Raw genomic sequence first — 26,475 nt, 5'->3', positions numbered from 1 at the left:
TTACAGCGCCATCTGGCGGCTGATTTCGGCCGGATCGAGATTGGATCGGTCGCAGGAGAATTTCACCGCGCCGCGATCCATCACCGCGAAACTGTCGCCGAGTTCGCAGGCAAAGTCGAGATATTGTTCGACCAGTACGATGGCGATGTTGCCGAGGTTACGCAGATACGAGATGGCGCGACCGATGTCCTTGATGATCGACGGCTGGATGCCTTCGGTCGGCTCGTCGAGCAGCAGCAATTTCGGCCGCATCACCAGCGCGCGGCCGATCGCGAGCTGCTGCTGTTGGCCGCCGGAGAGGTCGCCGCCGCGCCGGCCGAGCATCGATTGCAGCACCGGGAACAGCGAGAACACGTCGTCCGGAATGTGCCTGTCCTCGCGCTTGAGCGGACCGAAGCCGGTCTTGAGGTTCTCCTCGACCGTCAGCAGCGGAAATATCTCGCGGCCCTGCGGCACGAAGCCGATGCCCTTGCGCGCCCGCTCATAGGGCTTGAGGCCCGTGATGTCGCTGCCGTCGAGCACGATCGCGCCCGAAGAGATCGGGTACTGCCCGACCATGGCGCGCAGGAGCGAGGTCTTGCCGACGCCGTTGCGCCCGAGCACGCAGGTGACCTTGCCGGGCTCCGCGGCGATGGAGACGCCGCGCAGCGCCTGCGCCGCGCCGTAGAACAGGTTGATGTCCTTGACCTCAAGCATCGCTCAGCGCCCCAGATAGACTTCGATGACCCGCTCGTTGGACGAGACCTGGTCGATGGTTCCTTCCGCAAGCACGGTGCCTTCATGCAGGCAGGTGACCTTGACGCCGAGCTCGCGCACGAACGTCATGTCGTGCTCGACGACCATCACGGTGTGGGTCTTGTTGATTTCTTTCAGCAGCTCGGCGGTGAGATGGGTCTCGACGTCAGTCATGCCCGCGACGGGCTCGTCGACGAGCAGCAGCTTCGGATCCTGCGCCAGCAGCATGCCGATCTCGAGCCACTGCTTCTGACCGTGGCTGAGGCTGCCGGCGAGCCGGTTGCGGGCATCGGTGAGGCGGATCGTCTCCAGCACCTTGTCGATGCGCTCGGACTCCGCCCTGCTGCCGCGCCAGAACAGCGTGCCCTTGACGCTGTGGTCGACATTGAGCGCGAGCAGGAGGTTGTCCTGCACGGTCTGGCTCTCGAACACGGTCGGCTTCTGGAATTTGCGGCCGATGCCGAGCTCGGCGATGCGGGTCTCGTCCAGACGCGTCAAATCGGTGACGCCGTCGAACAGCACCGTGCCCTCGTCGGGCTTGGTCTTGCCGGTGATGATGTCCATCATCGTGGTCTTGCCGGCACCGTTCGGGCCGATGATGGCGCGCATCTCGCCGGGCGCGAGCGTCAGCGACAGATTGTTGATGGCGTGGAAGCCGTCGAACGAGACGTGCACGCCGTCGAGATAGAGCATCGCGGAGGTCGCGCGTGTATCCATCACGTTCATTGCGCCTACTCCGCCATCTTGGGTTCGGTGACGCCATCTTCGGCCGCGGCGCTCGCGCTGGCTGCGGTGCGTTTTTCTTTGGACGACTCCCACCAGGCATTGAAGGTGCCGACGATGCCCTTCGGCAGCAGCAGCGTCACCAGGATGAACAGCGCGCCCAGCATGAACAGCCAGTAGGGCGCGAGCATGCCCGAGGTGAAGAACGTTTTTGCATAGTTAACGACGACGGCGCCGAGTGCCGCGCCGATCAGCGTACCGCGCCCGCCGACCGCAACCCAGATCACCGCCTCGATCGAATTGCCGGGTGCGAATTCGCTCGGGTTGATGATGCCGACCTGGGGCACGTAGAGCGCACCGGCAACGCCGGCCATGCAGGCCGACAACGTGAACACGAACAGCTTGTAGGATTCGACGCGGTACCCGAGGAACCGGCTGCGCGATTCCGCGTCGCGAATTGCGATCAGAACCTTGCCGAGCTTGGAGGACACGACGGAGCGGCAGATCAGGAAGCTCAGGATGAGCGCCAGGCAGCTCAGCGCAAACAGCGCGGCACGGGTGCCCTCGGCCTGGACGTTGAAGCCGAGGATGTCCTTGAAGTCGGTCAGGCCGTTGTTGCCGCCGAAGCCGAAATCATTGCGGAAGAAGGCAAGCAGCAGCGCATAGGTCATCGCCTGCGTGATGATCGACAGGTACACGCCGGTGACGCGGGAGCGGAAGGCGAGCCAGCCGAAGCAGAAGGCGAGCAGGCCCGGCACGAACAGCACCATCAGCGCCGCAAACCAGAACATGTCGAAGCCGTACCAGTACCAGGGCAGCTTCGAATAGTTCAGGAACACCATGAAGTCGGGCAGGATCGGGTTGCCGTAGACGCCGCGGGTGCCGATCTGCCGCATCAGGTACATGCCCATCGCGTAGCCGCCGAGCGCGAAGAAGGCGCCGTGGCCGAGCGAGAGGATGCCGCAATAGCCCCAGATCAGATCGATCGAAAGCGCGAGGATCGCGTAGCAGACATATTTGCCCCAGAGCGCGACCAGATAGGTCGGCACCTGCAGGAACGAGCCCGCGGGCAGCAGCAGGTTTGAGAGCGGGATGAGGATGCCGCAGACCGCGACGATGGCGAGAAAGATCGTCGCGCCGCGGTCCAGCGATCGGGTCAGCATGTGAGGGGTCATGCTTCCACCGCACGGCCCTTGAGCGCGAACAGGCCGCGCGGCCGCTTTTGAATGAACAGGATGATGAGAACGAGGATCGCGATCTTGCCGAGCACGGCGCCGGCGACCGGCTCCAGGAACTTGTTGGCGATGCCGAGTGTGAAGGCGCCGACCAGCGTGCCCCAGAGATTGCCGACGCCGCCGAACACCACGACCATGAAGCTGTCGATGATGTAGCTTTGGCCGAGATTGGGGCTGACATTGTCGATCTGCGACAGCGCTACGCCTGCGATGCCGGCAATACCGGAGCCGAGACCGAAGGTCAGCGCGTCGACGCGCGAGGTGGCGATGCCCATCGAGGCCGCCATGCGGCGGTTCTGCGTCACCGCGCGCATCTCGAGGCCGAGCGCGGTGTAGCGCAGCATCGCGAGCAGGATCGCGAACACCGCGAGCGTGAAGACGAGGATCCAGAGCCGGTTGTAGGTGATGGTGATCTGGCCGAGCTCGAACGCGCCGCTCATCCAGGAGGGATTGCCGACCTCGCGGTTGGTCGGGCCGAACATGGTGCGCACCGCCTGCTGCAGCACCAGCGACAGGCCCCAGGTTGCCAGCAGCGTCTCCAGCGGACGGCCATAGAGGAAACGGATGATGCTGCGCTCGATCAGCACGCCGATGCCGCCGGCGACGAGGAAGGCGAGCGGCACGGCGATCAGCAAGGAATAGTCGAACAGGCTGGGATAGCGGGTGCGGATCACCTCCTGCACCACGAAGGTGGTGTAGGCGCCGATCATCACCATCTCGCCATGCGCCATGTTGATGACGCCCATCACGCCGAAGGTGATGGCGAGGCCGATCGCGGCGAGCAGCAGCACCGAACCGAGTGAGAGGCCGTACCAGGCATTCTGCACCGTGGACCAGACCGCGAGCGAAGACTGGATCGAGCTGATTGCGCTCGCAGCGGCCTTGGTCACCGAGGCCGGCTGATCGCCCATGCCTGTCAGCAGCGCCATCGCCTCCTGGTCGCCGCGCGCCTTGAGGGTCGCGACCGCCTCGAGCTTCTCGACCTCGGTGGCATCGGACTTGAACAGCAGGATCGCGGCGCGGGCATCGCCGAGTGCGGCCTTGACCGATTTGCTGGTTTCCTTGGCGAGCGCGGCATCGACCGGCTCGAGCGCGGTCTCCTCGTGCGACTTGAAGACGGATTGCGCCGCCTGGAGGCGCGTTCCGACATCCGGCGACTGGAGCGTCAGGCTGCCGATCGCAGCGTCGACGCTGCGGCGCAGGCGGTTGTTGAGGCGCACCGCGCTGGCGCTGTCGGGAACGCTGGCGACGGGCTCGCCGGTCGCAGCATCGATCGACTTGCCGTCGGCACCGGTGACGTAAACCTTCTTGCTATCAGGGTCGGCCATGAGGCGACCGTCCTGGAGCGCGCTGATGATGGGGAAAGCCAGCTTGTTGCCGCTGCTCGCGACCACGCCGATCGCCTCATCGGTGTCGGAGAAATCGTCATTGGCGAATTTGGCGACCGCATCCTCGAACGGACCGGCAAAGGCCGGCAGTGCGAACGCGATCAGGAACAACGAGAGGACGAAGGTACAGAGACGAGCGGACAAATTGGTTGGCACTTTGAATCACCCCGGCAGAAGTGGGGAGAAGGCGGCGGAATAGCCGCCTCCTCCCGTCGTGCAATGAACCGACAGATCGGGATCAGGAGCCCGAGCCGAGGCACTTGTTGGTCTTGGTGTTGAAGTTGCCGCACTTCTTGCCGACCCAGTCGCCGACCAGGTCCTTGGAGCCATCGAGCTCCTTCGACCAGGCGTCGCCTGCGACAAGACCCGGGGTCTTCCACACCACGTCGAACTGGCCGTTGGCTTTGATTTCGCCAATGAACACCGGCTTGGTGATGTGATGGTTCGGAAGCATCTTGGAGGTGCCGCCGGTCAGGTTCTTGGCTTCGATGCCGGGCAGCGCGTCGATCACCTTGTCCGGATCGGTCGACTTCACCTTCTCGACCGCCTTGACCCACATGTCGAAACCGATGACGTGCGCTTCCATCGGATCGTTGGTCACGCGCTTCGGGTTCTTGGTGTAGGTCTGCCAGGCCTTGATGAACTTCTCGTTCTCGGGCGACTTGATCGACTGGAAGTAGTTCCAGGCGGCGAGATGACCGAGCAGCGGCTTGGTGTCGATGCCGGCGAGCTCTTCCTCACCCACCGAGAACGCGACCACCGGGATGTCCTTGGCCTTGATGCCCTGGTTGCCGAGCTCCTTGTAGAAGGGAACGTTGGCGTCGCCGTTGATGGTCGAAACCACCGCGGTCTTCTTGCCGGCCGAGCCGAACTTCTTGATGTCGGCCACGATCGTCTGCCAGTCGGAATGACCGAACGGCGTGTAGTTGATCATGATGTCTTCCTGGGCGACACCCTTCGACTTCAGGTAGGCCTCCAGGATCTTGTTGGTGGTGCGCGGATAGACGTAGTCGGTGCCCGCGAGCACCCAGCGCTTCACCTTCTCGTCCTTCATCAGATAGTCGACGGCGGGGATCGCCTGCTGGTTCGGCGCAGCACCCGTGTAGAACACGTTGCGCTCGCTCTCCTCGCCCTCGTACTGCACGGGGTAGAACAGGATGCTGTTCAGCTCCTTGAAGACCGGGAGCACGGACTTGCGCGACACCGAGGTCCAGCAGCCGAACACGACCGCGACCTTGTCCTTGGTGATCAGCTCGCGCGCCTTTTCAGCGAACAGCGGCCAGTTCGAGGCAGGATCGACCACGACGGCTTCGAGCTTCTTGCCGTTGACGCCGCCCTTCTTGTTCTGCTCGTCGATGAGGAAGAGGATGGTGTCCTTCAGCGTGGTTTCGCTGATGGCCATGGTGCCGGAGAGAGAATGAAGGACGCCGACCTTGATGGTGTCGTCCGCGGCCTTGGCGCCAGTCAATGAAGCCAGACCCATCATCAGTCCGGCGGTCGCGGCGAGAACGCCACGGCGGCTAAATGACGCCGCTATATCGTGAGTGGATTTGTTAAGCATGGATGTATCATCTCCCTGACGCAGACGTGAAAAAGACGCTGCGAAACGGCCCCACGGCCGCCTGCGATTAATGGAATCGCAAGAACCATGCCATGGGCTGGGCACATGCCAACCTATTGGTCAGATTATATAATTTCGCTGCAATCCAACTTTCGCCGCAGTCCGATTGCCCAAATCTTGGGCGAATAAAATGTATGCCAATGCGGCAGACAGGTTATTTTTTAAGCAAAACAATAACCCTGTCTAAATTTCCGGCATAACTATTTCTGCACTGCAATCACGGTTTGAGGCCGCGTTGCCTTGAAACCGCCCCCTGAATGTTCCATATGGAGGTTCGAGACCTCTTGCGAATCAAGGGGTCGTAGCGAGCCGCGTGTTCTTAAGCCCTTTCCGGGCCTCTGGCTTGCCCCATCCCATCAAGCCATCCGACACCCCAAACACGCAGGTGTCCATTCGACACCCTTATTGCGCGTGCCCCGCTGATTGCGCCGGGCGCTCGCTTTCGACATGGAAAGAACCCATCTTTTGACTTCCTTTCAGGACTTCGGCCTTGCCGAACCCATCGCGCGTGCTCTCGCCGAAGAGAATTACGTCACCCCCACCCCCATCCAGGCCCAGACGATTCCCACGGCACTGACCGGCCGCGACGTCGTCGGCATCGCCCAGACCGGCACCGGCAAGACCGCGTCCTTCGCGCTGCCGATCCTGCACCGCCTGCTCGAGAACCGCATCAAGCCGCAGCCGAAGACCTGCCGCGTGCTGGTGCTCTCGCCCACCCGCGAGCTGTCCGGCCAGATCCTCGACAGTTTCAACGCCTACGGCCGCCACATCCGGCTGTCCTCGACGCTCGCCATCGGCGGCGTGCCGATGGGCCGCCAGGTTCGCGCGCTGATGCCTGGCCTCGAGGTCTTGGTGGCGACCCCCGGCCGGCTGCTCGACCTCGTACAGAGCAACGGGCTGAAGCTTGGAAGCGTCGAATTCCTCGTGCTCGACGAGGCCGACCGCATGCTCGACATGGGCTTCATCAACGACATCCGTAAAATCGTCGCCAAGCTGCCGATCAAGCGGCAGACGCTGTTCTTCTCGGCCACCATGCCGAAGGATATAGCCGAGCTCGCCGACGCGATGCTGCGGGACCCCGCCCGCGTTGCGGTCACCCCGGTGTCCTCGACCGCCGAGCGGATCAACCAGCGCATCATCCAGGTCGATTTCTCCGCCAAGCCCGCCTTCCTGACCAAGCTCCTGAAGGACGAGCCGGTCAATCGCGCGCTGGTCTTCACCCGCACCAAGCATGGTGCCGACAAGGTCGTGAAGACGCTTGAGAAGGCTGGCATCGCCGCCAGCGCCATCCATGGCAACAAGTCGCAGAACCATCGCGAGCGGACGCTCGCCCAGTTCCGTTCGGGCGAGATCCGCACCCTGGTCGCCACCGACATCGCCGCCCGCGGTATCGATGTCGACGGCATCAGCCACGTCATCAATTTCGACCTGCCGAACGTGCCGGAGACCTATGTGCACCGCATCGGCCGCACCGCGCGCGCCGGCGCCGACGGCACCGCGATCTCGCTGGTCGCCGGCGGCGAGGAACTCAGCTATCTCCGCGACATCGAGCGGCTGATCAAGGTAACGCTATCGCGTGAGGATCACCGCACCGATGCCGGGCGCCGCGATGCGGGTCCGCCCCCGCCGCAGCAACGACAGGGCCGGCCGGGCCGCCCGGGCCAGCGTCCGCAAGGCGCAAGGCATGGTGAGGGACGTCACACTGACGGACGACGCACCGACGAAAGGCATGCCGACGGACGCCACCATAGCGCCGCCAAGCATGGCGACGGAAGGCCCGGCGAAGGTCGGCACGGTGACGGAAGGCATGTTGACGGACGTCCCGGTGGTAGCCAGAAGGTCTCGAAGGGGTCTCGCCGCCAACGGTCCGGTGGTAAGACGCATTCTTCCCCAACCGAGCGCCCGGAACAGCGTTCCGCGCATAGCGCCGGCAAGCCCGATGGGATACAAGGCGTGGCCTTTTTACGCCGCGAGAGTCGGCCGATGGGCCAACCGACCCGCAAACCCTATTCGCACTAGCCGTCCACGACCTGGAGAAATTCATGGCTAAGGAAGAGCTGATCCAGTTCGAAGGACTGGTCACCGAAATCCTCCCCGACGCGCGCTACCGCGTGCAGCTCGACGCCGGGCACGAGATCGTCGCCTACACCGCCGGCAAGATGAAGAAGAACCGCATCAAGACGCTGGCGGGTGACCGCGTGACCGTGGAAATGTCGCCCTACGACCTCGAGAAGGGCCGGCTGATTTTCCGCCACAAGGACGAACGTCCGAGTGGCGTGGGCGGGCCTCCCCGTCCCGGACAGCGCGGTGGCCAGTTCCGCCGCCGTTGATCCGCTTCCGGCATCTCGGCTGCGAAAGTAAAATTCTGACCTGTATGCTGATCCGCCGTGTCGATCGCGGCGGATCAAAAAATCGTGCACGTCAGGATTGTTTTGGTGCCTTAATTCCAATAAAATCACTCATCGATTTTCGGCCGGACGACATTGGCATCCACCGGTACAGCCGGTTCAGACACGCTGACGACCCTTCCAGAAACTCGATCTAACCCGCCTGCGAAAGTAGGCTTCGACACTGCACATCTGAGAAGGAACTACCCCGTGAGCATGGGAACCGTGAAGTGGTTTAACGCGACCAAGGGCTTTGGCTTCATCCAGCCCGACGATGGCGGCCAGGACGTCTTCGTACACATCAGCGCCGTCGAGCGCGCCGGTCTCGGCACGCTGCGTGAAGGTCAGAAGGTCTCTTACGAGATCGTGGCCGACCGTCGTTCCGGCAAGTCGGCAGCGGACAACCTCCGCGCCGCCGGTTGAGCCCACGGGCCTTTGGCCCGGACGGCTCTAGCGAGCAAGCAAAAGGAAAAGGCCGTGCGCAACGCACGGCCTTTTTTTTATGTCCGAAAGAGCGGATGGACTCAGCAGATCGTACCGGCCGCATCCGCGCTGTCGTGGACGCTGGACAACGCGTCGGTCTTGCCAGTTCGTCTTGCGAGCTCGTCTTGCTAGTTCGTTTTGGCGGCCGCGCCGGCATTGCCGCTGGCGTTGTTGCTCAACGAACCGGCCTGGCTCATCGTGTTGTTGAAATAGTTGTCGCTGTCGCCGAGCGTCACGCGGCGCTGGCACAGCGGCATGCAGCTGTAGGACTCGCGCTCGACCCCGCGATAGACGGTGACGAGCCGGTCGCTCGGACCTTCGACCTGGATCTGACGGTCGACCAGGATCTCACCGCCCCGATCAAGTGCGATGAAATTGGTGGCACCATAGCCCTTCCCGGTCACGACGATCATGCCGCCGGGCTGGAGCGTGACGTCGGCGATCAGGGGATTGCCGACCACGATGGTCGCCACCTTGCCGGGCAGCCGGACCAGCTTGGCCTGGTCGACATTGACGGCGATGGTGTCGGCGGTCGCCTCGGCAAGGCTGGCGGCCGGCGATGCCAGCACCGCAGCCGCAACCAGAAGACAAACGCGCGCATGACGGCGCAGCAACTCTTTACGCATACTCTTACCCCCGGGACGTCACAAACCGGCAGAAGCGATTCGATACACAGCGGAGCCGGTGCCCGACCCGGCTAACCTGCCCTTAATTCGTGAACGTTCCGCAAACTCGCCGACTATTGTTTGAACGGACTGGCGCTTTGCTGCCTCGGAAGATCCCTTACTGGCGGAACGGATAGGCGAGCTGGCCCCCGATCTCCTTCGGCATGGTCGCTTCGTCCTTGCCGTAGTCCTGCGGCAGTTTCCCCTCCGGCATGCGGAAGGTGCCGAACAGCACGTCCCAGATCGGAAACGTCCCGGCAAAATTGGTGTCACCGCCCTCTTCGAGCGCGGTGTGGTGCCAGCGGTGGAACACCGGCGTCGCCAGCACATATTTGAACGGCCCGAAGGTCCAGTTCAGGTTGGCGTGCACGAACGCCGAATGGAAGGTAGTGAACGGACCGAGCCAGATCATGACGTTCGGGGAGATGCCGGCCATCAGCAGCACGACGTCGACGCCGATCGTCCCGAGCATGAGATTGACGGGATGGAAGCGGGCTGCGGAAATCCACCCGATCTCCTCCGACGAATGATGGATGGCGTGGTACTTCCAGAATCCGCCGTCGTGGAACAGCCGGTGCAGCCAGTACAGCATGAAGTCAGACAGCACCAGGAACAGTATGGCCTGTACCCACAGCGGCAACTGCGCCAGCGGGCCATGGCCATTGTCGTAGAAGGCGATCAGGTCGTCGGCGTCGTGGATGTTGAAGATGGCGCCGGCACCGACGATCAGGAGTCCGATCCGCATGGTGCGGGCGAACACCGGAACGAAGAACCAGTAGCAGATGTCGGTGAGGATCTCGCGCTTGCGCCACCACGGCGCGCCGGGATTGCAGGCCCAGAAATGCTCGAGCACGGTGAAGACCGCCGCGAGCACGAAGGTGACGGGGACCATCTTCTGGATGGTCTCGCCGAGCATCAAGGCGACTTGCATGGGCAGGCTCGACATCGTCGCCTCTCTTCCAAACTTCTGATCCCGCTTAGGCCTACTCCCCGAAATTTAAGGGAGGGTGAAGTCCACGGCGCGCTTGGGGCGCATTTGGAACAGGAAGAATTTCGATTGCATCCTTAAGGCCAAATTCACTCTGGGCAAAAGCATCGGGCTGGAAGCGGGTTTGCCCGATCGAATTAACTCTACCGAAAGAGCTCGGATCTCATGTTTATCGCGTCAAGCACAGCGCCGAACGAGGCGATCACACCCCAGACGGAGTTTAGTTCATGAAGAACCTGATTGCGCGTTTCGCGAAGGATGAATCCGGCGCCACCGCCATCGAATACGGCCTGATTGCCGCCGGCATCGCACTGGCCATCATCACCGTCGTCAACAACCTCGGCAGCTCGCTGAACACCAAGTTCGGCTCGATCAGCTCCTCGCTGAAGTAAGCGACCGACCAACGACGGCAAAAGCCCCGGACTTCCGGGGCCTTTGTTTTTCTGAATGCGGCGAGTTCCAGTGGCGTTGCGCGAGTACAGAACGAAAGCCGCGGTTGCGGCGAGCGAGGCGGAGGCGGCCGAGACCTCTTCGCCAGCGTACTGGGTTTGCCTTGCGCTGCTGCTCGCGACGGCCGTCCTCGCCGCGCGCATTGCCAGCATCTGGTGAGTGCGCCTCCGGCAGGTCCCTGCTCGCAGCGCCGCTGCCGCCGTTGTCGGTTTGTTTAGCACTGCCGGCTAGCATGCGGCGACACCCCGATCCCGCGATGAACCCAAGCTCAAGACGCCGCCCATGATCCTCGACCTTGCGCGCCTTCTGCTCTTCCCGGCCCTGATGGCCTTCGCCGCCGCGAGCGATCTCTTCACGATGACCATCTCGAACCGCGTGTCGCTGGCGCTGATCGCGGGCTTCTTCGTGCTCGCGTTCGCTGGTGGCATGGCACCTTACGAGATGCTGAGCCATGTCGGCGCCGGCGCACTGCTCCTCGTCGTGGCCTTCGGCTGCTTTGCGATGGGCTGGATGGGCGGCGGCGACGCCAAGGTCGCGGCTTCGGTCGCGCTCTGGTTCGGCTTCGCGCAATTGATGGATTTCCTGCTCTACGCCTCGCTGTTCGGCGGAGCGCTGACGCTGCTCCTGCTCCAGTTCCGGCAATGGCCATTGCCTTACGGGCTGGCGGGCCAGGCCTGGCTGGCGCGGCTGCACGACAAGGAGAGCGGCATTCCTTACGGCATCGCGCTCACGCTCGGCGCGCTGATGGTCTATCCGGAGACCGAATGGGTGAAGGCGATCGACCTCGCTCACCTCGCACTGCGCTGAACCCACCGGGTAAGCCGGCGTTAAGCCGATTTAGATACGCCTCATTAACCATGCTTTGACGAATAGCTGGTCAACTGCCGATTACGGCGGCGGCTGCGTCGCGGCGTTTTGTGGAAAGTGAAGCGTATGAATAGGGCACGCATTGTCGTCCTGACGGTCGCCATCTGCGCCGGCGGTGTCGCCGCGTACCTGGCGAGCGGCTCGGACTCTGCGCCGCCACCGGCGGCTCCGGTCGCACAGCTTCCGACCGTCGACGTCCTGGTCGCCAAGAACGACATCGGCCTCGGCCAGACCGTGAAGCCGGAAGACGTGCAATGGCAGACTTGGCCGGCTGCGACCGCGAGCTCCACCTTCATCCGCCGCAACGAGCGCCCCGAGGGCGCAACCCAGGTCATCGGCTCGATCGCCCGCGCGCCCTTCATCCAGGGTGAGCCGATCCGCGACCAGAAGCTGGTCAGGGCCGAAGGCTCCGGCTTCATGGCGGCGATCCTGCCGACCGGCATGCGCGCGATCTCGACCGAGATCTCGCCGGAGACCGGCGCGGGCGGCTTCATCCTGCCCAACGACCGCGTCGACGTGCTTCTGACGCGCCGCCTCAAGAACGCCGACCAGGGCGCCGGCGCCCAGGACATCGTCACGTCCGAGATCATCCTGGCCAACGTCCGCGTGCTGGCCATCGACCAGGCGCCGAAGGAAAAGGACGGCCAGAACGCCGTGGTGGGCAAGACCGTCACGCTCGAGCTCAATCCCGCGCAGACGGCGACGCTCTCCGCGGCCCGGCAGAGCGGCACGCTGTCGCTCGCGCTGCGCAGCATCGCCGACGTCAAGATGAGCGAGATCACGCTCGATGATTCCGCGAAGCGCGATGGCGTTTCGATCATTCGCTACGGCATCCCAAGCGCGACGGCGAAGGCACGATGAGGACTGTCGATATGAAATGCAGGGCAGATTTGGCGACGATGCGAACCTCAATGGTCCGCGCCCTGTCGTTTTCGGCCGCCTTCGCGCTGACGCTCAACCCGGTGCTCACCTCGGCGATCGCCGCCGACTACCGCCCCGTGGCGCAGGTCGCGGCCGACGGTCAGATGAACGCACGCTTCCTCTCGCTCGGCGTCGGCAAGTCGATCGTGATCGACCTGCCGCGCGACATCAAGGACGTGCTCGTCGCCGATCCCAAGATCGCCAATGCGGTGGTCCGCTCGTCGCAGCGCGCCTACATCATCGGCGCCTCGGTCGGCCAGACCAACATTGTGTTCTTCGATTCCGCCGGCCAGCAGATCGCGGCCTATGACATCGCGGTCAAGCGCGACCTCAACGGCCTGCGCGCAGCGCTCAAGCAGGTCCTGCCCAATTCCGACATCCAGATCGACGGCCTCGGCGACGGTGTCGTCCTGACAGGCTCGGCGGCGAACCCGCTGGAAGCGCAGCAGGCCAATGATCTCGCCGCGCGCCTCGCCGGCGGTGCCGAAAAGGTGGTGAACTCGATCGTGGTCCGCGGCCGCGACCAGGTCATGCTGAAGGTGACCGTCGCCGAAGTCGCGCGCACCATCATCAAGCAGCTTGGCATCGATCTCACGGCGAACCTGAACTACGGCACCTCGGTGGTGAGCTTCACCAACTCCAACCCCTTCACGGCTCTTGGCAAGAACCTGGTGGACGGCAACGCCCTGACCACGAAGTTCGGCGCGACGCCGTCGGTGCAGGCGACCCTGCGCGCGATGGAGAGCGCCGGCGTGATCCGGACGCTGGCCGAGCCGAACCTGACCGCGATCTCCGGTGAGTCCGCGACCTTCATCGCCGGCGGCGAATTCCCGGTACCGGCGGGCTATGCGTGCGATCCCACCACGCATGTCTGTACCACCCAGATCAGCTTCAAGAAGTTCGGTATCTCGCTCAACTTCACCCCCATCGTGCTGAGCGAGGGCAAGATCAGCCTGCGCGTGATGACCGAGGTCTCGGAACTGTCGAACGAAAATTCGATCACGCTGTCGCAGGCTGTGACCTCGAACTCGGTGAACTCGCTGACGGTGCCCTCGATCAAGACCCGCCGCGCCGAAACCTCGCTCGAAATTCCCTCCGGCGGCGCGATGGCCATGGCCGGCCTGATCCAGCAGCAGACCAAGCAGGCGGTCAGCGGGTTGCCGGGACTGATGCAGCTCCCGATCCTCGGTACGCTGTTCCGCAGCCGTGACTTCGTCAACAACGCGACCGAGCTGGTGGTGATCGTGACACCTTATGTCGTTCGCGCCGCGTCGCCAAAGGACCTGTCGCGGCCGGATGACGGCTTCGCCGCGCCTGCAGACCCGCAGGCCGAGCTGCTCGGCAATATCAACCGCATCTACGGCGTGCCCGGCCGGACCGAACCGGCCAAGAACTACCGCGGCACCTACGGCTTCATTACCGACTGAGGCGGAACGGGGATTTCACGATGATCACAGCACCACCCCAGATTCGCAAACGCGCCATCCGTTTCGGTGGCGCGCTCGTCGGCTTGGCGCTCGCCCTCGGCGGCTGCCAGCACAACGAAGCGGTCACGGCCTCCATCCCCGACGATTACAAGCAGCGCCATCCGATCGCGATCGAGGAGCAGAACCGCTCGATCGTCGTCTTCGTCGGCCACGCCCGCGGCGGATTGACCGCCGCCCAGCGCGCCGACGTGATGGGCGTCGCCTCGGCCTGGCTGCACGAAGGCACCGGCGCCATCCGCATCGACGTGCCGTCCGGTACGCCCAACGCGCGTCCGGTCGCGGACACGATGCGCGAGATCCAGGCGATGCTGGCGGGCGCGGGCGTTCCGCCGCGGGGCGTCAACATTCGCCCCTACCAGCCGGAAGACAGGCGCTTCCTGCCGCCGATCCGGCTCACCTATTCCAAGATCGCCGCGATCGCCGGTCCCTGTGGCCTGTGGCCGGACGACATCGGCCCCTCGATGAAGAACAAGAGCTGGTTCGAGAACAAGGACTATTACAATTACGGCTGCGCCTATCAGCGCAACATGGCGGCGATGATCGACAATCCGTCGGACCTCGAGCAGCCGCGGCCTGAAACGCCGTCCTATACGGCGCGTCGCACCACGGCCTTCGAGAAGTATCGCAAGGGAACGACGACGGCGACCACCTATCCTGAGGCCGAAAAGGCCAAACTCAGCGACACCGGCAAATGATCAGCTACGCTCGCCAGACTCAACAAGAGCAGTCCGAGGCGCCGACGCCGGTCGAGGAGCATATTGCTCCCTCACCGCGCGTGTCGGTCCAGGCTTTCTGCGAGACCGTCGAGACCGCTGCCGCGGTGCAGTCGGCCGGCGAAGACCGTCGTCTCGGCAAGGCCCATCTGAAGATCCAGATGGGCGGCATGGCGGCCGCGATCGAAGCCTACCGCTCGGCGCCGACGCCGAACGTGATCGTGCTCGAGAGCGACGGCCGCAACGATCTTCTGACCGGCCTCGACCATCTCGCCACGGTCTGCGACGCCGGCACCCGCGTGGTCGTGATCGGCCGCATCAACGACGTCACGCTCTACCGCGAGCTGGTGCGCCGCGGCGTCAGCGACTACGTGCTCGCGCCGGTCGGCGCGATCGACGTCGTGCGCTCGATCTGCAACCTGTTCTCGGCGCCCGAAGCCAAGGCGGTCGGCCGCATCATTGCCGTGGTCGGCGCCAAGGGCGGCGTCGGCGCGTCCACCATCTCCCACAACGTCGCGTGGGCGATCGCGCGCGACCTCGCAATGGACTCGGTCGTCGCCGATCTCGACCTCGCCTTCGGCACCGCCGGGCTCGACTACAACCAGGACCCGCCGCAAGGTATTGCGGATGCCGTGTTCTCGCCGGATCGCGTCGACACCGCCTTCATCGACCGCCTGCTGTCGAAATGCACCGACCATCTCAGCCTGCTGGCGGCGCCGGCGACGCTCGACCGGGTCTATGATTTCGGCACCGACGCCTTCGATGCCGTGTTCGACACGCTGCGCTCCACCATGCCGTGCATCGTGCTCGACGTTCCGCATCAATGGTCGGGCTGGACCAAGCGCGCCCTGATCGGGGCGGACGACATCCTGATTGTGGCAGCGCCTGATCTCGCCAATCTGCGCAACACCAAGAACCTGTTCGATCTGCTGAAGGCCTCGCGGCCCAACGATCGGCCTCCGCTCTACTGCCTGAACCAGGTCGGCGTCCCGAAACGGCCCGAAATTGCCGCCGCCGAGTTCGCCAAGGCGATCGAGAGCCAGCCGGTCGTCTCGATCCCGTTCGAACCGCAGATCTTCGGCTCGGCCGCCAACAACGGCCAGATGATCGCGGAGATCTCCGCCAACCACAAGTCGATCGAAATGTTCCTTCAAATCGCCCAGCGCCTGACCGGCCGCAGCGAGACGAAGAAGCAAAAGTCTTCCTTGCTTTCACCCCTGATTGACAAGTTGCGGGGAAAATAAGCCGCCGCATGGAGTTGTTAAGTGTTCGGTAAGCGTAGCGGAACAGACACCGATACTCGGGCTCCCAAGCCCGGCGCCGTGTCGCCAGAGCCTGCCCAGGCTCCGGCGCCCGCGGTGTCGCGCGCGCCGCCCCCGCCGGCCGTCGCCTCGCCGCCGCTTGCCCCCGCGCGGCCGGCGCCGGCCATGGAATCCCGCCGCTCGGACAATTACTACGAGGTCAAGGCAACGATCTTCGGTGCGCTGATCGAGGCCATCGACCTCGCCCAGCTCGCCAAGCTCGACTCCGAGTCCGCGCGCGAGGAAATCCGCGACATCGTCAACGAGATCATCGCGATCAAGAACATCGTGATGTCGATCGCCGAGCAGGAAGAGCTGCTCGACGATATCTGCAACGACGTTCTCGGCTACGGCCCGCTGGAGCCTCTGCTGTCGCGCGACGACATCGCCGACATCATGGTCAACGGCGCCGACACCGTCTACATCGAGGTCGCCGGCAAGATCCAGCGCACCGGTATCCGCTTCCGCGACAACCAGCAGCTCCTCAACATCTGCCAGCGCATCGTCAGCCAGGTCGGCCGGCGCGTCGACGAATCCTCGCCGATCTGCGACGCGCGCCTCGCCGACGGCTCCCGCGTCAACGCCATCGTGCCGCCGCTGTCGATCGACGGGCCCACGCTCACCATTCGAAAATTCAGGAAGGACAAGCTGACGCTGGATCAGCTGGTCAGGTTCGGCGCGATCTCGCCGGAGGGCGCGGAAATCCTCCAGATCATCGGCCGCGTCCGCTGCAACGTGCTGATCTCCGGCGGCACCGGCTCCGGCAAGACCACGCTGCTCAACTGCCTGACCAACTACATCGAGCACGACGAGCGCATCATCACCTGCGAGGACGCGGCCGAGCTCCAGCTCCAGCAGCCGCACGTGGTGCGACTCGAAACCCGTCCGCCCAACATCGAGGGCGAAGGCCAGGTCACCATGCGCGAATTGGTGCGCAACTGCCTGCGTATGCGCCCCGAACGCATCATCGTCGGCGAAGTCCGCGGACCCGAGGCGTTCGACCTGCTCCAGGCCATGAACACCGGTCATGACGGCTCGATGGGCACGCTCCACGCCAACAATCCGCGCGAAGCACTGTCGCGCTGCGAATCCATGATCACGATGGGCGGCTTCTCACTGCCCTCGCGCACCATCCGCGAGATGATCTGCGCTTCGATCGACGTCATCGTCCAGGCCGCGCGCCTGCGCGACGGCTCGCGCCGCATCACGCACATCACCGAGGTGATGGGCATGGAAGGCGACACCATCATCACCCAGGACATCTTCCTCTACGACATGGTCGGCGAGGACGCCAACGGCAAGATCATCGGCCGGCACCGCTCGACCGGCATCGGCCGCCCGAAATTCTGGGAGCGTGCGCGCTATTACGGCGACGAGAAGCGCCTTGCCGCCGCGCTCGATGCGGCGGAAGTCGCGCCGAAGACATGAGCAGATCGGCGCAGCCATGAACATGCAGGTCCTTGCCCTCGCCTTCCTAGCCACCGCCGCCGTCGGCGGCATCGCCTGGGTGTTCCTTTATCCGCTCCTGTCCGGAGAACGGAAGGCGGAAAACCGCCGTGCCTCGATCGCGCGCGCCGATGCGCCCGCGGCCAAGCAGACCGAAAAGAGCCAGCGGTCGCGCCGCGAGCAGGTCGAGACGTCGCTCAAGGATCTCGAGGCGCGGCGCCAGCAGGAGAAGAGCGTTCCGCTCGGTGTTCGCCTGTCGCAGGCAGGGCTCGACTGGACGCCACAGAAATTCTGGATCGTGTCCGCCGTCGTGGCGGGAGTGCTGTTCGCGGCCGCCATGTTCGTTGGCGGCGGCCTGCTTGGCGCCGCGGGCCTTGCCTTCGCCGGCGGCTTCGGCCTGCCGCGCTGGGCGCTGGGCTTCCTGAAGAAGCGACGCGAAAACAAATTCCTGGCGGCGCTGCCCGATGCGGTCGACGTGATCGTTCGCGGCATCAAGGCGGGCCTGCCACTGTTCGAATCGATCAAGGTCGTCGCCGCCGACTCGCCTGAGCCGCTGCGCAGCGAGTTCCTGGCCATCATCGAGACCCAGGCGATCGGCATGCCGCTCGGCGAGGCCTGCTCGCGTCTGTACGAGCGCATGCCGCTGCCGGAAGCCAACTTCTTCGGCATCGTCATCTCGATCCAGCAAAAATCCGGCGGCAACCTCTCCGAAGCGCTCGGCAACCTCTCCAAGGTGCTGCGCGACCGCAAGAAGATGAAGGAAAAGATCCAGGCGATGTCGATGGAGGCCAAGGCCTCGGCCGGCATCATCGGCTCGCTGCCGCCGATCGTGATGTTCCTCGTCTATCTCACGACTCCGCACTACATCTCGCTGCTTTGGACCCATCCGACCGGCCAGCTCATGCTGGTCGGCTGCGTCGTCTGGATGTCGATTGGCATCATGGTGATGAAGAAGATGATCAATTTCGATTTCTAACGGTGCCGTATGGTCGAATTCCTCGTTTCGAAACTGCATGATGTCCGCTTCATGACCATGCTGCTGGCGGCCATCGCCGCCAGCGCCACCGTCTATACGCTGGTGATGCCGCTTTTCGCCGGCGAAGGCCTCGCCAAGCGCATGAAGGCGGTGGCGAGTGAGCGCGAGCGCATCCGCCAGCGCGAGCGCGAGCGCCTCAACAAGAGCGAGAAGGTCTCGCTGCGCCAAACGCCGAAGCAGGTCGTCTCCCGGGTCGTCGAGGACTTCAACCTCACCAAATGGCTCGCGCAGGAAGCCGCGCGCGACAAGCTCATCATGGCGGGCTATCGCGGCCAGGCGCCCTACATCACCTTCCTCTTCGCCCGCATGGTGGCTCCGCTCGTGCTGTTCGTCGGCTCGATCATCTACGTGTTCCTGATCGCGCATATGCAGCAGTCGATGCCGATCAAGATCGGCATCTGCATCGGCGCGGCCTATCTCGGCCTTCAGGCGCCCATGCTGTTCCTCAAGAATGCGATCTCCAAGCGCCAGCTATCGATCAAGCGCGCCTTCCCCGATGCGCTCGACCTGCTCCTGATCTGTATCGAATCCGGCATGTCGGTCGAAATGGCGTTCCGGAAGGTCGCTACCGAAATCGTTGGCCAGTCGATCGCGCTGTCCGAGGAGTTCACCCTGACCACGGCCGAGCTGTCCTATTTGCAGGATCGCAAGGTCGCCTATGAGAACCTGGCGCGGCGCACCGGGCTCGAGGGCGTCAAGTCGGTGTGTCTCGCGCTTCAGCAGGCGGAGCGCTACGGCACCCCGCTCGGGCATTCCTTGCGCGTCATGGCGCAGGAAAACCGCGACATGCGCATGAACGAGGCCGAGAAGAAGGCCGCCGCGCTGCCGCCGAAGTTGACGGTGCCGATGATCCTGTTCTTCCTGCCGGTGCTGTTCGTCGTCATTCTCGGACCGACCGGCATCAAGATCAGCGAGCTGCACTGACGTCGAGACGCGGACCGCGCGCGGTCCGCCGGCAGCTTCAGGATTGCAAGATCAGGTTCTGATCAATCGGGCTGGCTGAGCGAGGCGACCGGCGTCCGCTTCGGTGCGCCGCGCGGAGCGTCGCTGCGGCTCAGCATTTCCTTGAGGTAAGCGACATTGGCCGCGGCCTGGTCGGGCGGCAGGTCGGCCTTCACGATCGTCTCGGCTTCGGCGAAACGGCCCTGGAGACCGATGACGAGGCCGAGATTCTGCCGCACCCGGGTACTGGCGCGCGGCGAGGCGTAGGCCTGCCGCAACGCCTCTTCGGCCTTCGGCAGGTCCTTCGACAACATGTAGGACAGGCCGAGATTGGAGAGCACGCCGGGATCGCCTGGTGCGATCCTCAGCGCGCTCGCATAATAGGAACGCGCCTCGTCGTGGCGGCCCATCTGATCGAGCGCGGTGCCCTGCACCGAGAGCAGGCGCCAGTCCGGATTGTCGGGCGAGTGCGCCTTCGACAGCACATCGAAGGCTTGCTGAAAATTGCCGTTGTCGGCGAGCGCGCGGCCATACTGCGCGAGCAGCGCCTTGTTGCCGGGATTGGCGATGGTCGCCTGCTCGAGCACGGCGGCGGCCTGGGCGCGCTGGCCGTTGGCGCGCAAGGCCTGGCCGTAGCCGAGCGCCGCGTCGGCGTCCTTGGGATTGGCACGGTAGCGCTCGCCATAGACGTCGACGGCGCGCGCGGGATCGGCGGGGGCGGCTTCCGTCCGCGGCCCGACAGAGCCTGTGACGTCGGAGAGTTTCGACATGGCCGTGCAGCCGCCGAGGCCCATGGCCACTGCCGCCACCAGCGAAGTGGACGCGAGAAGCCGGGCAAGACTGAACCGTTGACGCATGACGCTTTTGACTCACGAGCCGATTGATCGAGCCGAACGCGCCAGCAATAGACTGTTAACCCTAACGGCCGGTTAACGTCAGCCTGGCTGCCCCTCACGGCGGTGTCTGCGGCGGCGGCTCGCCACCGAGGGCCAGCTCGAGACCGAGCACCCTCACCGGCTCGTTCAGGTCGTGCAGCAGCAATTGCAGCCGCCGCGCCTGGGCAACATCGACGCCCGCGCTCGGCATCCCGGGCCATTCGCGCCGGAAGTCGTCGCGGTTGACCAGCCGCTTCGCAAGCAGCTCGTCGAGCTGAACATCGTCAATGCCGAGCACATCGGCGCAGTGCTCGATCAGGCGGCGCAGCAGCAACTTCACCGCGGCCAGCGCCCCGGCGTCATCCCTGCGCTCCGATCTCGCGAACTTGCCCTCGATATCGGCCCAGGCCCATGAGGTCACGAGATAGGCGTGGAGCGCGCTCGGCCAGTCCACCTCGCTGTCGGCATAGAAAGCGCGGCGCATCAGGAGCCGGCGAGCCTGTGCGGCGACTTGATCACGCTTCAGCATCGCACATGAGGCGATCTCGATGGCCGACTGGACGGCGGGATCACGCGAAAAATCCCGTCCTGCCGGCAACCTGATGACGCCGTCCGGCAGGTTCGAGTCGAGCAGCCCGAAGGTGCCGTCGTTGCGCGGCCGCGAATAGCGCGTGATCGCGAACTGGTGCTCCGTGCGGCCGGCCTGGGACGATGCGCCAAAATGAATGATGTTGAAGCCGGCATCGTCACCGGCCTGCCCGGTCGAGGACGGACAGGAGAGCACGTAGATCGTACGCCAGAAGGCTTCGCCGCTTTCGCTCCGCGTGGCACGCGGATCCGGAATCGAATAGCGGGTGAGCCCCTCGACATGCCGGTGTCCGTGCAGGACCAGATTGACGTTGAGCGACGTCGCCGCTTCGAGGAACGTTGCGGGCGCCGCGAGATACATCAGCGGTTCGTCGGGGACGCCGAGAAACCGCTTTCCTTCGCCGGTCGCCTGCGGCAGCGGATGATGATGCAACGCCAGTACGCGCACCAGGTTTTCCGCCGGCTCGGCATAGTCGGCGCGCCCCACGGATCCCATGCTGCCCGCGAGCTCGACGCTCAGCCGGGCGGAATCCGCGACAAGCGCGCTGTAGGCGCTCTCGTCGACATGGCCGCTCGCGAGCGTCGAGAGGCTCGCGCGGTTGGAGTCCAGCAGCACCAGATCGAGGCCGGCCTGGCGGTAATAGACGCTCTTCGAGCTCCGCGGCAGATGCAAATAATCATAGACGTCGTGGCGGCCCGCGCGCTGGCTCGGGCGCTTGACGTCGTGATTGCCCGCGACCGCCTGGATGTCGGTGAACAGTCCGGTCTGCCGGAAGGACGCGATGACGGCGAGCGCTTCGTCCAGCGCGCGCGGCGTCGGGTCGTCCACGAGATCACCCGTGATCAGCAGAATGCGATCGGGAACGTCCGCGAAGTCCGCCATCGCCTGGCGGATTGCGGCACCGAGCGCCTCGGTCGTCGCCAGCAGCCGGCCTGACCCGTCCAGATGCAGGTCGGAAATCTGCGCAATAACGAACGCTCTATCCATTTTGCGCCGCTCATTTGCGAATGCTGCGCCGCCCAAACGATGAGAAGAATGCTTTCGACGAACAGGTTTGGCCGGATATCAAGCCGGCCCGCCGCGTTGTTGCGCTCGGCAGAACCGCACGGCACAATCTAAAATATCCATCAATAATGCCACAACCGCGGCGCTAGTAAAGCCCCGCGGCCGCGCGCTCGTGAACGGCAGTTCTCAGCATGGGTACGAGATCCGCCCGGCGATGGTTTCGCTCACCCGATCAATATTCGATGGCAAGCCGCTTGCGGATTTCGTCGATGCGCTTGTCGAGCGCATCGAACCGCGCGTGGACGGAGCGGTCGTGGAGATAGAAGACGTAACCGCCGGCAAGGAATGCGAAGATCCAGTGATGATGCTCGACATAACCAAAAATCGCCTCGACGACCTGGCCGATGAATGTGACCACGCTCCACACAAATTCCATTGCAGTTTCCTCCCGGCAGGCCTCGTCTTCGGCCGCCGGTCATCTCCTGCACACTTTCCCAGTCGATCCGGCGGCCGTTGCCGGAACCTAGCATGGGCCCCTTGCGGCGAGTAGCGGGTCGCTGAACGGTGACAGCAAAGCCGATTGCAGCCGCGGCGAAACTCTGCGAAGTCTCGTCCGTTCGCATGACCTGCTTGATCTGACGATCCGGACCCGCCAATGCCTTCTGTCTTCGAGACATCGCCCACCGCCATCCCGATCACCTTCGTCACCAAGTCGAGCTGGGATCAGGTCGCCGAGAAATTGCCGCCGGTGCAGCGCCAGTTCGCCGCCGCGAGCGCCTTTGCCGCCAAGCCGGGTGGCTATCTCGCGCTGCCCGCCCCGGACGGAGCGATCGCGCAAGTGCTGTTCGGACTCGAGGACGAGGGCGCGAGATCACGCGACCTGTTCCGGCCGGGCGCCCTGCCTGGCCTGCTGCCGCCGGGCATCTATCACTTTGCCAATGCCCCCCACGATGCGCGGTTGGCGTCGCTCGCCTTTGCACTCGGCAGCTACCGCTTCGCCCGCTACCGCAAGGCTGACCGCCCCGCCGTCCGGCTGGTACCGCCCGATGGCGTCGACGCGGCCGAGATCAATCGCATGGCGGATGCCGCGATGCTGGCGCGCGATCTCATCAACACGCCGGCTAACGACATGGGCCCGGAAGAGCTCGCCGCGGCCGCGCAAGCGCTCGCCACGGAATTCGGTGCGAGCTTTGCCTGCACCATCGGCGAGGATCTGAGGACGAATTTTCCACTGATCCACGCCGTCGGCATGGCCTCCGACCGCGCGCCGCGGCTGATCGACATCGTCTGGGGCGATCCGGCCGATCCCAAGGTGACGCTGGTCGGCAAGGGCGTCTGCTTCGACACCGGCGGGCTCGACCTCAAGCCGTCGAGCGGCATGCTGATCATGAAGAAGGACATGGGCGGTGCCGCCAACGTGCTGGCGCTCGCGCGCATGGTGATGGATGCGAAGCTCAAGGTCCGCCTGCGCGTGCTGATTCCGGCGGTCGAAAATGCCGTCTCCAGCAATGCCTTCCGGCCGCTCGACATCTTCACCTCGCGCAAGGGCATCACGGTCGAGATCGGCAACACCGACGCGGAGGGCCGGCTCGTGCTCGCCGACGCGCTGGCGCTGGCCGACGAGGAAAAGCCGGACCTTCTGATCGATTTGGGCACGCTGACTGGCGCGGCGCGCGTCGCGCTGGGGCCGGATTTACCGCCCTTTTACACCAATGATGAGACGCTGGCCGCCGACGTCGCGCGTTGCGCGGCGAAGGAGAACGATCCGTTGTGGCGCATGCCGCTGTGGCCGCCTTACGATGCGTGGCTGGACTCCAAGACCGCCACCATCACCAACGCACCCTCCGGCGGCTTTGCCGGCTCGATCACCTGCGCGCTGTTCTTGCAACGGTTCGTCGAGCAGGCAAAGAGCTGGCTTCATGTGGATATTTACGGCTGGACCCCGTCGGCGAAGCCGGCGCGGCCCGAAGGCGGCGAATGCCAGGCCGCGCGCGCCATCTACACATTACTGAGCGAGCGCTATGCATGATCCAGCACACGATCCAAGGCTGACACCGGCGCGCGGCGACCTCGCCGCGAAATATCTCGAAGGCAAGGTGCAAGCCGACCGCTTCGTCACGGGCGAGGAATTCGAGGTCTTCGAGGCGATCGCACCCGTGCGCGAGCAGCCGTCGTCGAACGCGATGCTGATGACGGAGGCGCTGCGCGGCGAACGCGTCACGGTCTACGATCGCAATGGCGAGGGCTGGGCCTGGGGCCAGCTTGGTGGCGATGGTTATGTCGGCTGGCTGCCTGATGCAGCGCTGATGAAGCCATCGGCCGCCCCGACCCACAAGGTGAGCGCGCTCCGGACATTCGCCTTCCCCGGTCCCTCGATCAAGCTGCCGCCGGCCGGCACGCTCGCGCTGGGCTCGAAGATTGCGGTGGTGCGCGAGGACGGCAGCTTCGCCGTGACGCGCGACGGACAATATCTGCCGAAGGCCCATCTCGCCCGGCTCGATCATCGCGAGCCGGACTTCGTCGCGGTCGCCGAGCGCTTCGTCGGCACGCCCTATCTCTGGGGCGGCAAGAGCAGCCTCGGTATCGATTGCTCCGGACTCGTGCAGGTCTCGCTGACAGCAGCAGGCATCGGCTGCCCGCGCGACAGCGACATGCAACAGGCAGGGCTCGGCCGCGCGCTGGAGCCGCATGAGCGGACCAAGCTGCAACGCGGCGATCTCATTTTCTGGAAGGGACATGTCGCCATCGTCCGCGATGGCAGCACCATGGTTCACGCCAACGCCCATCACATGGCAACCGCGATCGAGGCGACCGAACCGGCGATCGCGCGGATCAAGGCAGCAGGCAGCGAAATCGTCACGATCAAGCGGCTGTAGCACGACTTCGTGGGATGGGTAGAGCGCAGCGAAACCCATCGTTCTCACCACGCGCTGCGATGCGATGGGTTTCGCTTCGCTCTACCCATCCGACTGAAGACTAGGTCGCCACCGCCCCGTTCCCCGCCGTCTCCAGCCGGAACGCCGCCGCGAAGAGCGCGCGCGTGTAATCCGTCTTCGGGCTCTTGAACAGTTCGGCGGCCTGTCCCTCCTCGACCACCTTGCCGCCGCGCATCACGATGAGATGGCTGGCGAGCGAGGCGACGACGCGCAAATCGTGCGAGATGAACATGTAGGTGAGATCGCGCCTGCGCTGGAGTTCCCGCAAGAGGTCGACCATCTGCGCTTGAATCAGCATGTCGAGTGCGCTGGTCGGCTCGTCCAGCACGACGAAATCCGGCTCCAGCACCACCGCGCGCGCGATGCTGATGCGCTGGCGCTGGCCGCCGGAAAATTCATGCGGATAGCGATAGCGGGTGTCCGCCTTCAACCCGACGTCCTCGAGTGCCTTGACGACGCGCTCCTCACGCTCCTCGCGCGACAGCTTTGGCTGGTGCACGGTGAGGCCCTCGGCGATGATGTCGGCAACCGACATGCGCGGGCTGAGCGAGCCGAACGGATCCTGGAACACGATCTGCATGTCGCGCCGGAAGGGGCGCATCTCCTTGAAGCGCAGGCCCTGGATATCTTTGCCGAGGAACACGATGCGCCCGTTCGAGGAAATCAGCCGCATCAGGGCGAGCCCGAGCGTGGTCTTGCCCGAGCCGGACTCGCCGACAACGCCGAGCGTCTCGCCCTTGCGTACGGCAATGCTGACGCCGTCGACCGCCTTGATGTGGCCGACCGTCTTGCGCATCAGGCCGCGCTTGATCGGAAACCAGACCTTCAAATCATCGGCGGACATCACCACCGGTGCATTCGGCTGCGGCGGCGCCGGATCGGGCTTCGGCTCCGCCGCGAGCAGGTCGCGCGTATAGGGATGGTTCGGGGTCCTGAAGACCTGCTCGACCGGCCCCTGCTCGACGATCTCACCGCCCTTCATGACACAGACTTGGTCGGCGATGCGGCGCACGATGCCGAGATCGTGGGTGATGAACAGCAGGCTCATGCCGAGCCGTGAGCGAATTTCCGCGAGCAGCGTCAGGATCTGCGCCTGCACGGTGACGTCGAGCGCCGTGGTCGGCTCGTCCGCGATCAAGAGGTCCGGCTCGTTGGCGAGCGCCATCGCGATCATCACGCGCTGGCGCTGACCACCGGAGAGCTGGTGCGGATAGCTGTTGAGCCGCGTTTCAGGCTCGGGAATGCCGACCTGCGTCAGCAGTTCCAGCGTCCGCTTGCGCGCCTCGGCATTGCTGGTCGGATTGTGGAGCTGGATGATCTCGCCAATCTGCGCCTCGATCGTGTGCAACGGATTGAGCGAGGTCATCGGTTCCTGGAAGATGATGGAGATATCGCTGCCGCGAATCTCCCGCATCTGCTGCTCGGACTGGTCGATCAGCTCCCGCCCCTTGAAGCGGATGCTGCCCGAGGGATGCGAGGCATTCGGATAGGGCAGGAGCTTCAGGATCGAGAGCGCGCTGACCGACTTGCCGGAACCGGACTCGCCGACCAGTGCGACGCATTCGCCGCGCTTGATCTGGAACGAGACCTTGTCGACCGCGAGCGTGGTGGCGCCGCCCTGGTGGAAGGCCACCGAGAGGTCGCGGACGGCAAGCAGGGGCTGGTTGATCGCGTCCATCACG

Annotated in this window: 25 protein-coding genes; 14 read left to right on the top strand and 11 right to left on the bottom strand. The window is 64.5% G+C overall.

Annotation, left to right across the window (positions count from 1 at the left end; translation table 11 throughout):
- The 5 genes from urtE to urtA form a co-directional block, all read right to left on the bottom strand.
- Nucleotides 1-696 (bottom strand): urea ABC transporter ATP-binding subunit UrtE, encoded by a 696-nt coding sequence (gene urtE / locus AB7531_RS05975; RefSeq protein WP_014498215.1) that lies wholly within the window; start codon nt 694-696, stop codon nt 1-3.
- Nucleotides 697-699: 3 nt separating this feature from the next.
- The gene (urtD, locus tag AB7531_RS05970) at nt 700-1,461 is read right to left on the bottom strand and encodes an urea ABC transporter ATP-binding protein UrtD (protein ID WP_014498216.1); all 762 of its coding nucleotides are present in this window, start codon (nt 1,459-1,461) and stop codon (nt 700-702) included.
- A gap of 5 nt (nt 1,462-1,466) precedes the next feature.
- Nucleotides 1,467-2,633, bottom strand: a complete 1,167-nt coding sequence (gene urtC, locus AB7531_RS05965) for an urea ABC transporter permease subunit UrtC (RefSeq protein ID WP_063980977.1) — start codon at nt 2,631-2,633, stop codon at nt 1,467-1,469.
- Entirely contained in the window at nt 2,630-4,237 is a 1,608-nt protein-coding gene (gene urtB, locus AB7531_RS05960) for an urea ABC transporter permease subunit UrtB (RefSeq protein ID WP_063980976.1), read from the bottom strand. The genes urtC and urtB overlap by 4 nt, the downstream gene beginning before the upstream one ends.
- An 82-nt stretch (nt 4,238-4,319) precedes the next feature.
- Entirely contained in the window at nt 4,320-5,642 is a 1,323-nt protein-coding gene (urtA, locus tag AB7531_RS05955; RefSeq protein WP_063980975.1) for an urea ABC transporter substrate-binding protein, read from the bottom strand.
- Nucleotides 5,643-6,149: 507 nt separating this feature from the next.
- Between urtA and AB7531_RS05950 the strand changes: the two genes are divergently transcribed.
- The 3 genes from AB7531_RS05950 to AB7531_RS05940 all read left to right on the top strand — a co-directional run bounded on the left by AB7531_RS05950 (nt 6,150) and on the right by AB7531_RS05940 (nt 8,512).
- Nucleotides 6,150-7,721 (top strand): DEAD/DEAH box helicase, encoded by a 1,572-nt coding sequence (locus tag AB7531_RS05950; RefSeq protein ID WP_063980974.1) that lies wholly within the window; start codon nt 6,150-6,152, stop codon nt 7,719-7,721.
- 23 nt (nt 7,722-7,744) lie between these two features.
- A complete protein-coding gene (infA, locus tag AB7531_RS05945) occupies nt 7,745-8,032 on the top strand; it encodes a translation initiation factor IF-1 (protein ID WP_008131890.1) in 288 nt (95 codons plus the stop codon).
- A 267-nt stretch (nt 8,033-8,299) separates the two neighbouring features.
- Nucleotides 8,300-8,512, top strand: coding sequence for a cold-shock protein (locus tag AB7531_RS05940; protein WP_028148374.1), 213 nt, complete (start codon nt 8,300-8,302; stop codon nt 8,510-8,512).
- Nucleotides 8,513-8,700: 188 nt separating this feature from the next.
- Here AB7531_RS05940 and AB7531_RS05935 read toward each other — a convergent pair whose 3' ends face one another.
- On the bottom strand, nt 8,701-9,198 hold the full coding sequence (locus AB7531_RS05935; protein ID WP_063980973.1) for a pilus assembly protein N-terminal domain-containing protein: 498 nt from the start codon (nt 9,196-9,198) through the stop codon (nt 8,701-8,703).
- A 157-nt stretch (nt 9,199-9,355) separates the two neighbouring features.
- Nucleotides 9,356-10,183, bottom strand: coding sequence for a sterol desaturase family protein (locus tag AB7531_RS05930; RefSeq protein ID WP_063980972.1), 828 nt, complete (start codon nt 10,181-10,183; stop codon nt 9,356-9,358).
- Between the two features lie 269 nt (nt 10,184-10,452).
- Here AB7531_RS05930 and AB7531_RS05925 point away from each other — a divergent pair, with 269 nt between their 5' ends.
- The 9 genes from AB7531_RS05925 (at nt 10,453) to AB7531_RS05885 (ending at nt 19,370) form a co-directional block, all read left to right on the top strand.
- Nucleotides 10,453-10,617 (top strand): Flp family type IVb pilin, encoded by a 165-nt coding sequence (locus AB7531_RS05925; protein ID WP_014498224.1) that lies wholly within the window; start codon nt 10,453-10,455, stop codon nt 10,615-10,617.
- 340 nt (nt 10,618-10,957) lie between these two features.
- Complete coding sequence (locus AB7531_RS05920; RefSeq protein WP_014498226.1) at nt 10,958-11,482, top strand: A24 family peptidase; 525 nt, start codon at nt 10,958-10,960, stop codon at nt 11,480-11,482.
- A 126-nt stretch (nt 11,483-11,608) separates the two neighbouring features.
- Nucleotides 11,609-12,403, top strand: a complete 795-nt coding sequence (gene cpaB, locus AB7531_RS05915) for a Flp pilus assembly protein CpaB (RefSeq protein ID WP_063980971.1) — start codon at nt 11,609-11,611, stop codon at nt 12,401-12,403.
- Between the two features lie 11 nt (nt 12,404-12,414).
- Nucleotides 12,415-13,890, top strand: a complete 1,476-nt coding sequence (locus tag AB7531_RS05910; RefSeq protein ID WP_441279915.1) for a type II and III secretion system protein family protein — start codon at nt 12,415-12,417, stop codon at nt 13,888-13,890.
- Nucleotides 13,891-13,910: 20 nt separating this feature from the next.
- Nucleotides 13,911-14,645 (top strand): CpaD family pilus assembly protein, encoded by a 735-nt coding sequence (locus AB7531_RS05905; RefSeq protein WP_063980970.1) that lies wholly within the window; start codon nt 13,911-13,913, stop codon nt 14,643-14,645.
- On the top strand, nt 14,642-15,907 hold the full coding sequence (locus AB7531_RS05900; RefSeq protein WP_063980969.1) for an AAA family ATPase: 1,266 nt from the start codon (nt 14,642-14,644) through the stop codon (nt 15,905-15,907). The genes AB7531_RS05905 and AB7531_RS05900 overlap by 4 nt, the downstream gene beginning before the upstream one ends.
- A gap of 21 nt (nt 15,908-15,928) precedes the next feature.
- Entirely contained in the window at nt 15,929-17,392 is a 1,464-nt protein-coding gene (locus AB7531_RS05895; RefSeq protein ID WP_071916702.1) for a CpaF family protein, read from the top strand.
- A 16-nt stretch (nt 17,393-17,408) separates the two neighbouring features.
- Nucleotides 17,409-18,386: a type II secretion system F family protein gene (locus AB7531_RS05890; protein WP_063980967.1), complete on the top strand. Its 978-nt coding sequence runs from the start codon at nt 17,409-17,411 to the stop codon at nt 18,384-18,386.
- A 9-nt stretch (nt 18,387-18,395) separates the two neighbouring features.
- Nucleotides 18,396-19,370 (top strand): type II secretion system F family protein, encoded by a 975-nt coding sequence (locus AB7531_RS05885; protein ID WP_063980966.1) that lies wholly within the window; start codon nt 18,396-18,398, stop codon nt 19,368-19,370.
- A gap of 62 nt (nt 19,371-19,432) precedes the next feature.
- On the opposite strand, the gene AB7531_RS05880 is transcribed toward AB7531_RS05885, so the two are convergent.
- The 3 genes from AB7531_RS05880 to AB7531_RS05870 all read right to left on the bottom strand — a co-directional run bounded on the left by AB7531_RS05880 (nt 19,433) and on the right by AB7531_RS05870 (nt 22,293).
- On the bottom strand, nt 19,433-20,245 hold the full coding sequence (locus tag AB7531_RS05880) for a tetratricopeptide repeat protein (RefSeq protein ID WP_063980965.1): 813 nt from the start codon (nt 20,243-20,245) through the stop codon (nt 19,433-19,435).
- A gap of 94 nt (nt 20,246-20,339) precedes the next feature.
- Nucleotides 20,340-21,839: a metallophosphoesterase family protein gene (locus AB7531_RS05875; RefSeq protein ID WP_063986076.1), complete on the bottom strand. Its 1,500-nt coding sequence runs from the start codon at nt 21,837-21,839 to the stop codon at nt 20,340-20,342.
- Nucleotides 21,840-22,089: 250 nt separating this feature from the next.
- Nucleotides 22,090-22,293, bottom strand: a complete 204-nt coding sequence (locus tag AB7531_RS05870) for a hypothetical protein (protein ID WP_063980964.1) — start codon at nt 22,291-22,293, stop codon at nt 22,090-22,092.
- Between the two features lie 219 nt (nt 22,294-22,512).
- On the opposite strand from AB7531_RS05870, the gene AB7531_RS05865 reads away from it, so the two are divergent.
- Nucleotides 22,513-23,886: a leucyl aminopeptidase family protein gene (locus tag AB7531_RS05865; RefSeq protein ID WP_063980963.1), complete on the top strand. Its 1,374-nt coding sequence runs from the start codon at nt 22,513-22,515 to the stop codon at nt 23,884-23,886.
- The gene (locus AB7531_RS05860; RefSeq protein ID WP_063980962.1) at nt 23,879-24,733 is read left to right on the top strand and encodes a C40 family peptidase; all 855 of its coding nucleotides are present in this window, start codon (nt 23,879-23,881) and stop codon (nt 24,731-24,733) included. The genes AB7531_RS05865 and AB7531_RS05860 overlap by 8 nt, the downstream gene beginning before the upstream one ends.
- A gap of 100 nt (nt 24,734-24,833) precedes the next feature.
- On the opposite strand, the gene AB7531_RS05855 is transcribed toward AB7531_RS05860, so the two are convergent.
- Nucleotides 24,834-26,471 (bottom strand): ABC transporter ATP-binding protein, encoded by a 1,638-nt coding sequence (locus AB7531_RS05855; RefSeq protein WP_063980961.1) that lies wholly within the window; start codon nt 26,469-26,471, stop codon nt 24,834-24,836.
- Nucleotides 26,472-26,475: the final 4 nt, after the last annotated feature.

It is taken from the genome of Bradyrhizobium sp. 63_E2_N1_3, assembly GCF_052076005.1.
Lineage (GTDB): Bacteria > Pseudomonadota > Alphaproteobacteria > Rhizobiales > Xanthobacteraceae > Bradyrhizobium > Bradyrhizobium barranii.
This window is presented reverse-complemented; position numbering and strand designations above follow the sequence as displayed.

Excerpts from the sequence above, each read along its gene's own strand:
- AB7531_RS05860 (WP_063980962.1), top strand. The coding sequence starts at position 23,879 with ATGCATGATCCAGCACACGATCCAAGGCTGACACCGGCGCGCGGCGAC.
- AB7531_RS05920 (WP_014498226.1), top strand. The coding sequence starts at position 10,958 with ATGATCCTCGACCTTGCGCGCCTTCTGCTCTTCCCGGCCCTGATGGCC.
- infA (WP_008131890.1), top strand. The coding sequence starts at position 7,745 with ATGGCTAAGGAAGAGCTGATCCAGTTCGAAGGACTGGTCACCGAAATC.
- cpaB (WP_063980971.1), top strand. The coding sequence starts at position 11,609 with ATGAATAGGGCACGCATTGTCGTCCTGACGGTCGCCATCTGCGCCGGC.
- AB7531_RS05935 (WP_063980973.1), bottom strand. The coding sequence starts at position 9,198 with ATGCGTAAAGAGTTGCTGCGCCGTCATGCGCGCGTTTGTCTTCTGGTT.
- AB7531_RS05870 (WP_063980964.1), bottom strand. The coding sequence starts at position 22,293 with ATGGAATTTGTGTGGAGCGTGGTCACATTCATCGGCCAGGTCGTCGAG.
- urtA (WP_063980975.1), bottom strand. The coding sequence starts at position 5,642 with ATGCTTAACAAATCCACTCACGATATAGCGGCGTCATTTAGCCGCCGT.
- AB7531_RS05865 (WP_063980963.1), top strand. The coding sequence starts at position 22,513 with ATGCCTTCTGTCTTCGAGACATCGCCCACCGCCATCCCGATCACCTTC.
- AB7531_RS05855 (WP_063980961.1), bottom strand. The coding sequence starts at position 26,471 with ATGGACGCGATCAACCAGCCCCTGCTTGCCGTCCGCGACCTCTCGGTG.
- AB7531_RS05910 (WP_441279915.1), top strand. The coding sequence starts at position 12,415 with ATGAAATGCAGGGCAGATTTGGCGACGATGCGAACCTCAATGGTCCGC.
- AB7531_RS05885 (WP_063980966.1), top strand. The coding sequence starts at position 18,396 with ATGGTCGAATTCCTCGTTTCGAAACTGCATGATGTCCGCTTCATGACC.
- AB7531_RS05880 (WP_063980965.1), bottom strand. The coding sequence starts at position 20,245 with ATGCGTCAACGGTTCAGTCTTGCCCGGCTTCTCGCGTCCACTTCGCTG.
- AB7531_RS05905 (WP_063980970.1), top strand. The coding sequence starts at position 13,911 with ATGATCACAGCACCACCCCAGATTCGCAAACGCGCCATCCGTTTCGGT.
- AB7531_RS05900 (WP_063980969.1), top strand. The coding sequence starts at position 14,642 with ATGATCAGCTACGCTCGCCAGACTCAACAAGAGCAGTCCGAGGCGCCG.
- AB7531_RS05950 (WP_063980974.1), top strand. The coding sequence starts at position 6,150 with ATGGAAAGAACCCATCTTTTGACTTCCTTTCAGGACTTCGGCCTTGCC.
- urtC (WP_063980977.1), bottom strand. The coding sequence starts at position 2,633 with ATGACCCCTCACATGCTGACCCGATCGCTGGACCGCGGCGCGACGATC.
- urtE (WP_014498215.1), bottom strand. The coding sequence starts at position 696 with ATGCTTGAGGTCAAGGACATCAACCTGTTCTACGGCGCGGCGCAGGCG.
- urtD (WP_014498216.1), bottom strand. The coding sequence starts at position 1,461 with ATGAACGTGATGGATACACGCGCGACCTCCGCGATGCTCTATCTCGAC.
- AB7531_RS05875 (WP_063986076.1), bottom strand. The coding sequence starts at position 21,839 with ATGGATAGAGCGTTCGTTATTGCGCAGATTTCCGACCTGCATCTGGAC.
- AB7531_RS05930 (WP_063980972.1), bottom strand. The coding sequence starts at position 10,183 with ATGTCGAGCCTGCCCATGCAAGTCGCCTTGATGCTCGGCGAGACCATC.
- AB7531_RS05925 (WP_014498224.1), top strand. The coding sequence starts at position 10,453 with ATGAAGAACCTGATTGCGCGTTTCGCGAAGGATGAATCCGGCGCCACC.
- AB7531_RS05890 (WP_063980967.1), top strand. The coding sequence starts at position 17,409 with ATGAACATGCAGGTCCTTGCCCTCGCCTTCCTAGCCACCGCCGCCGTC.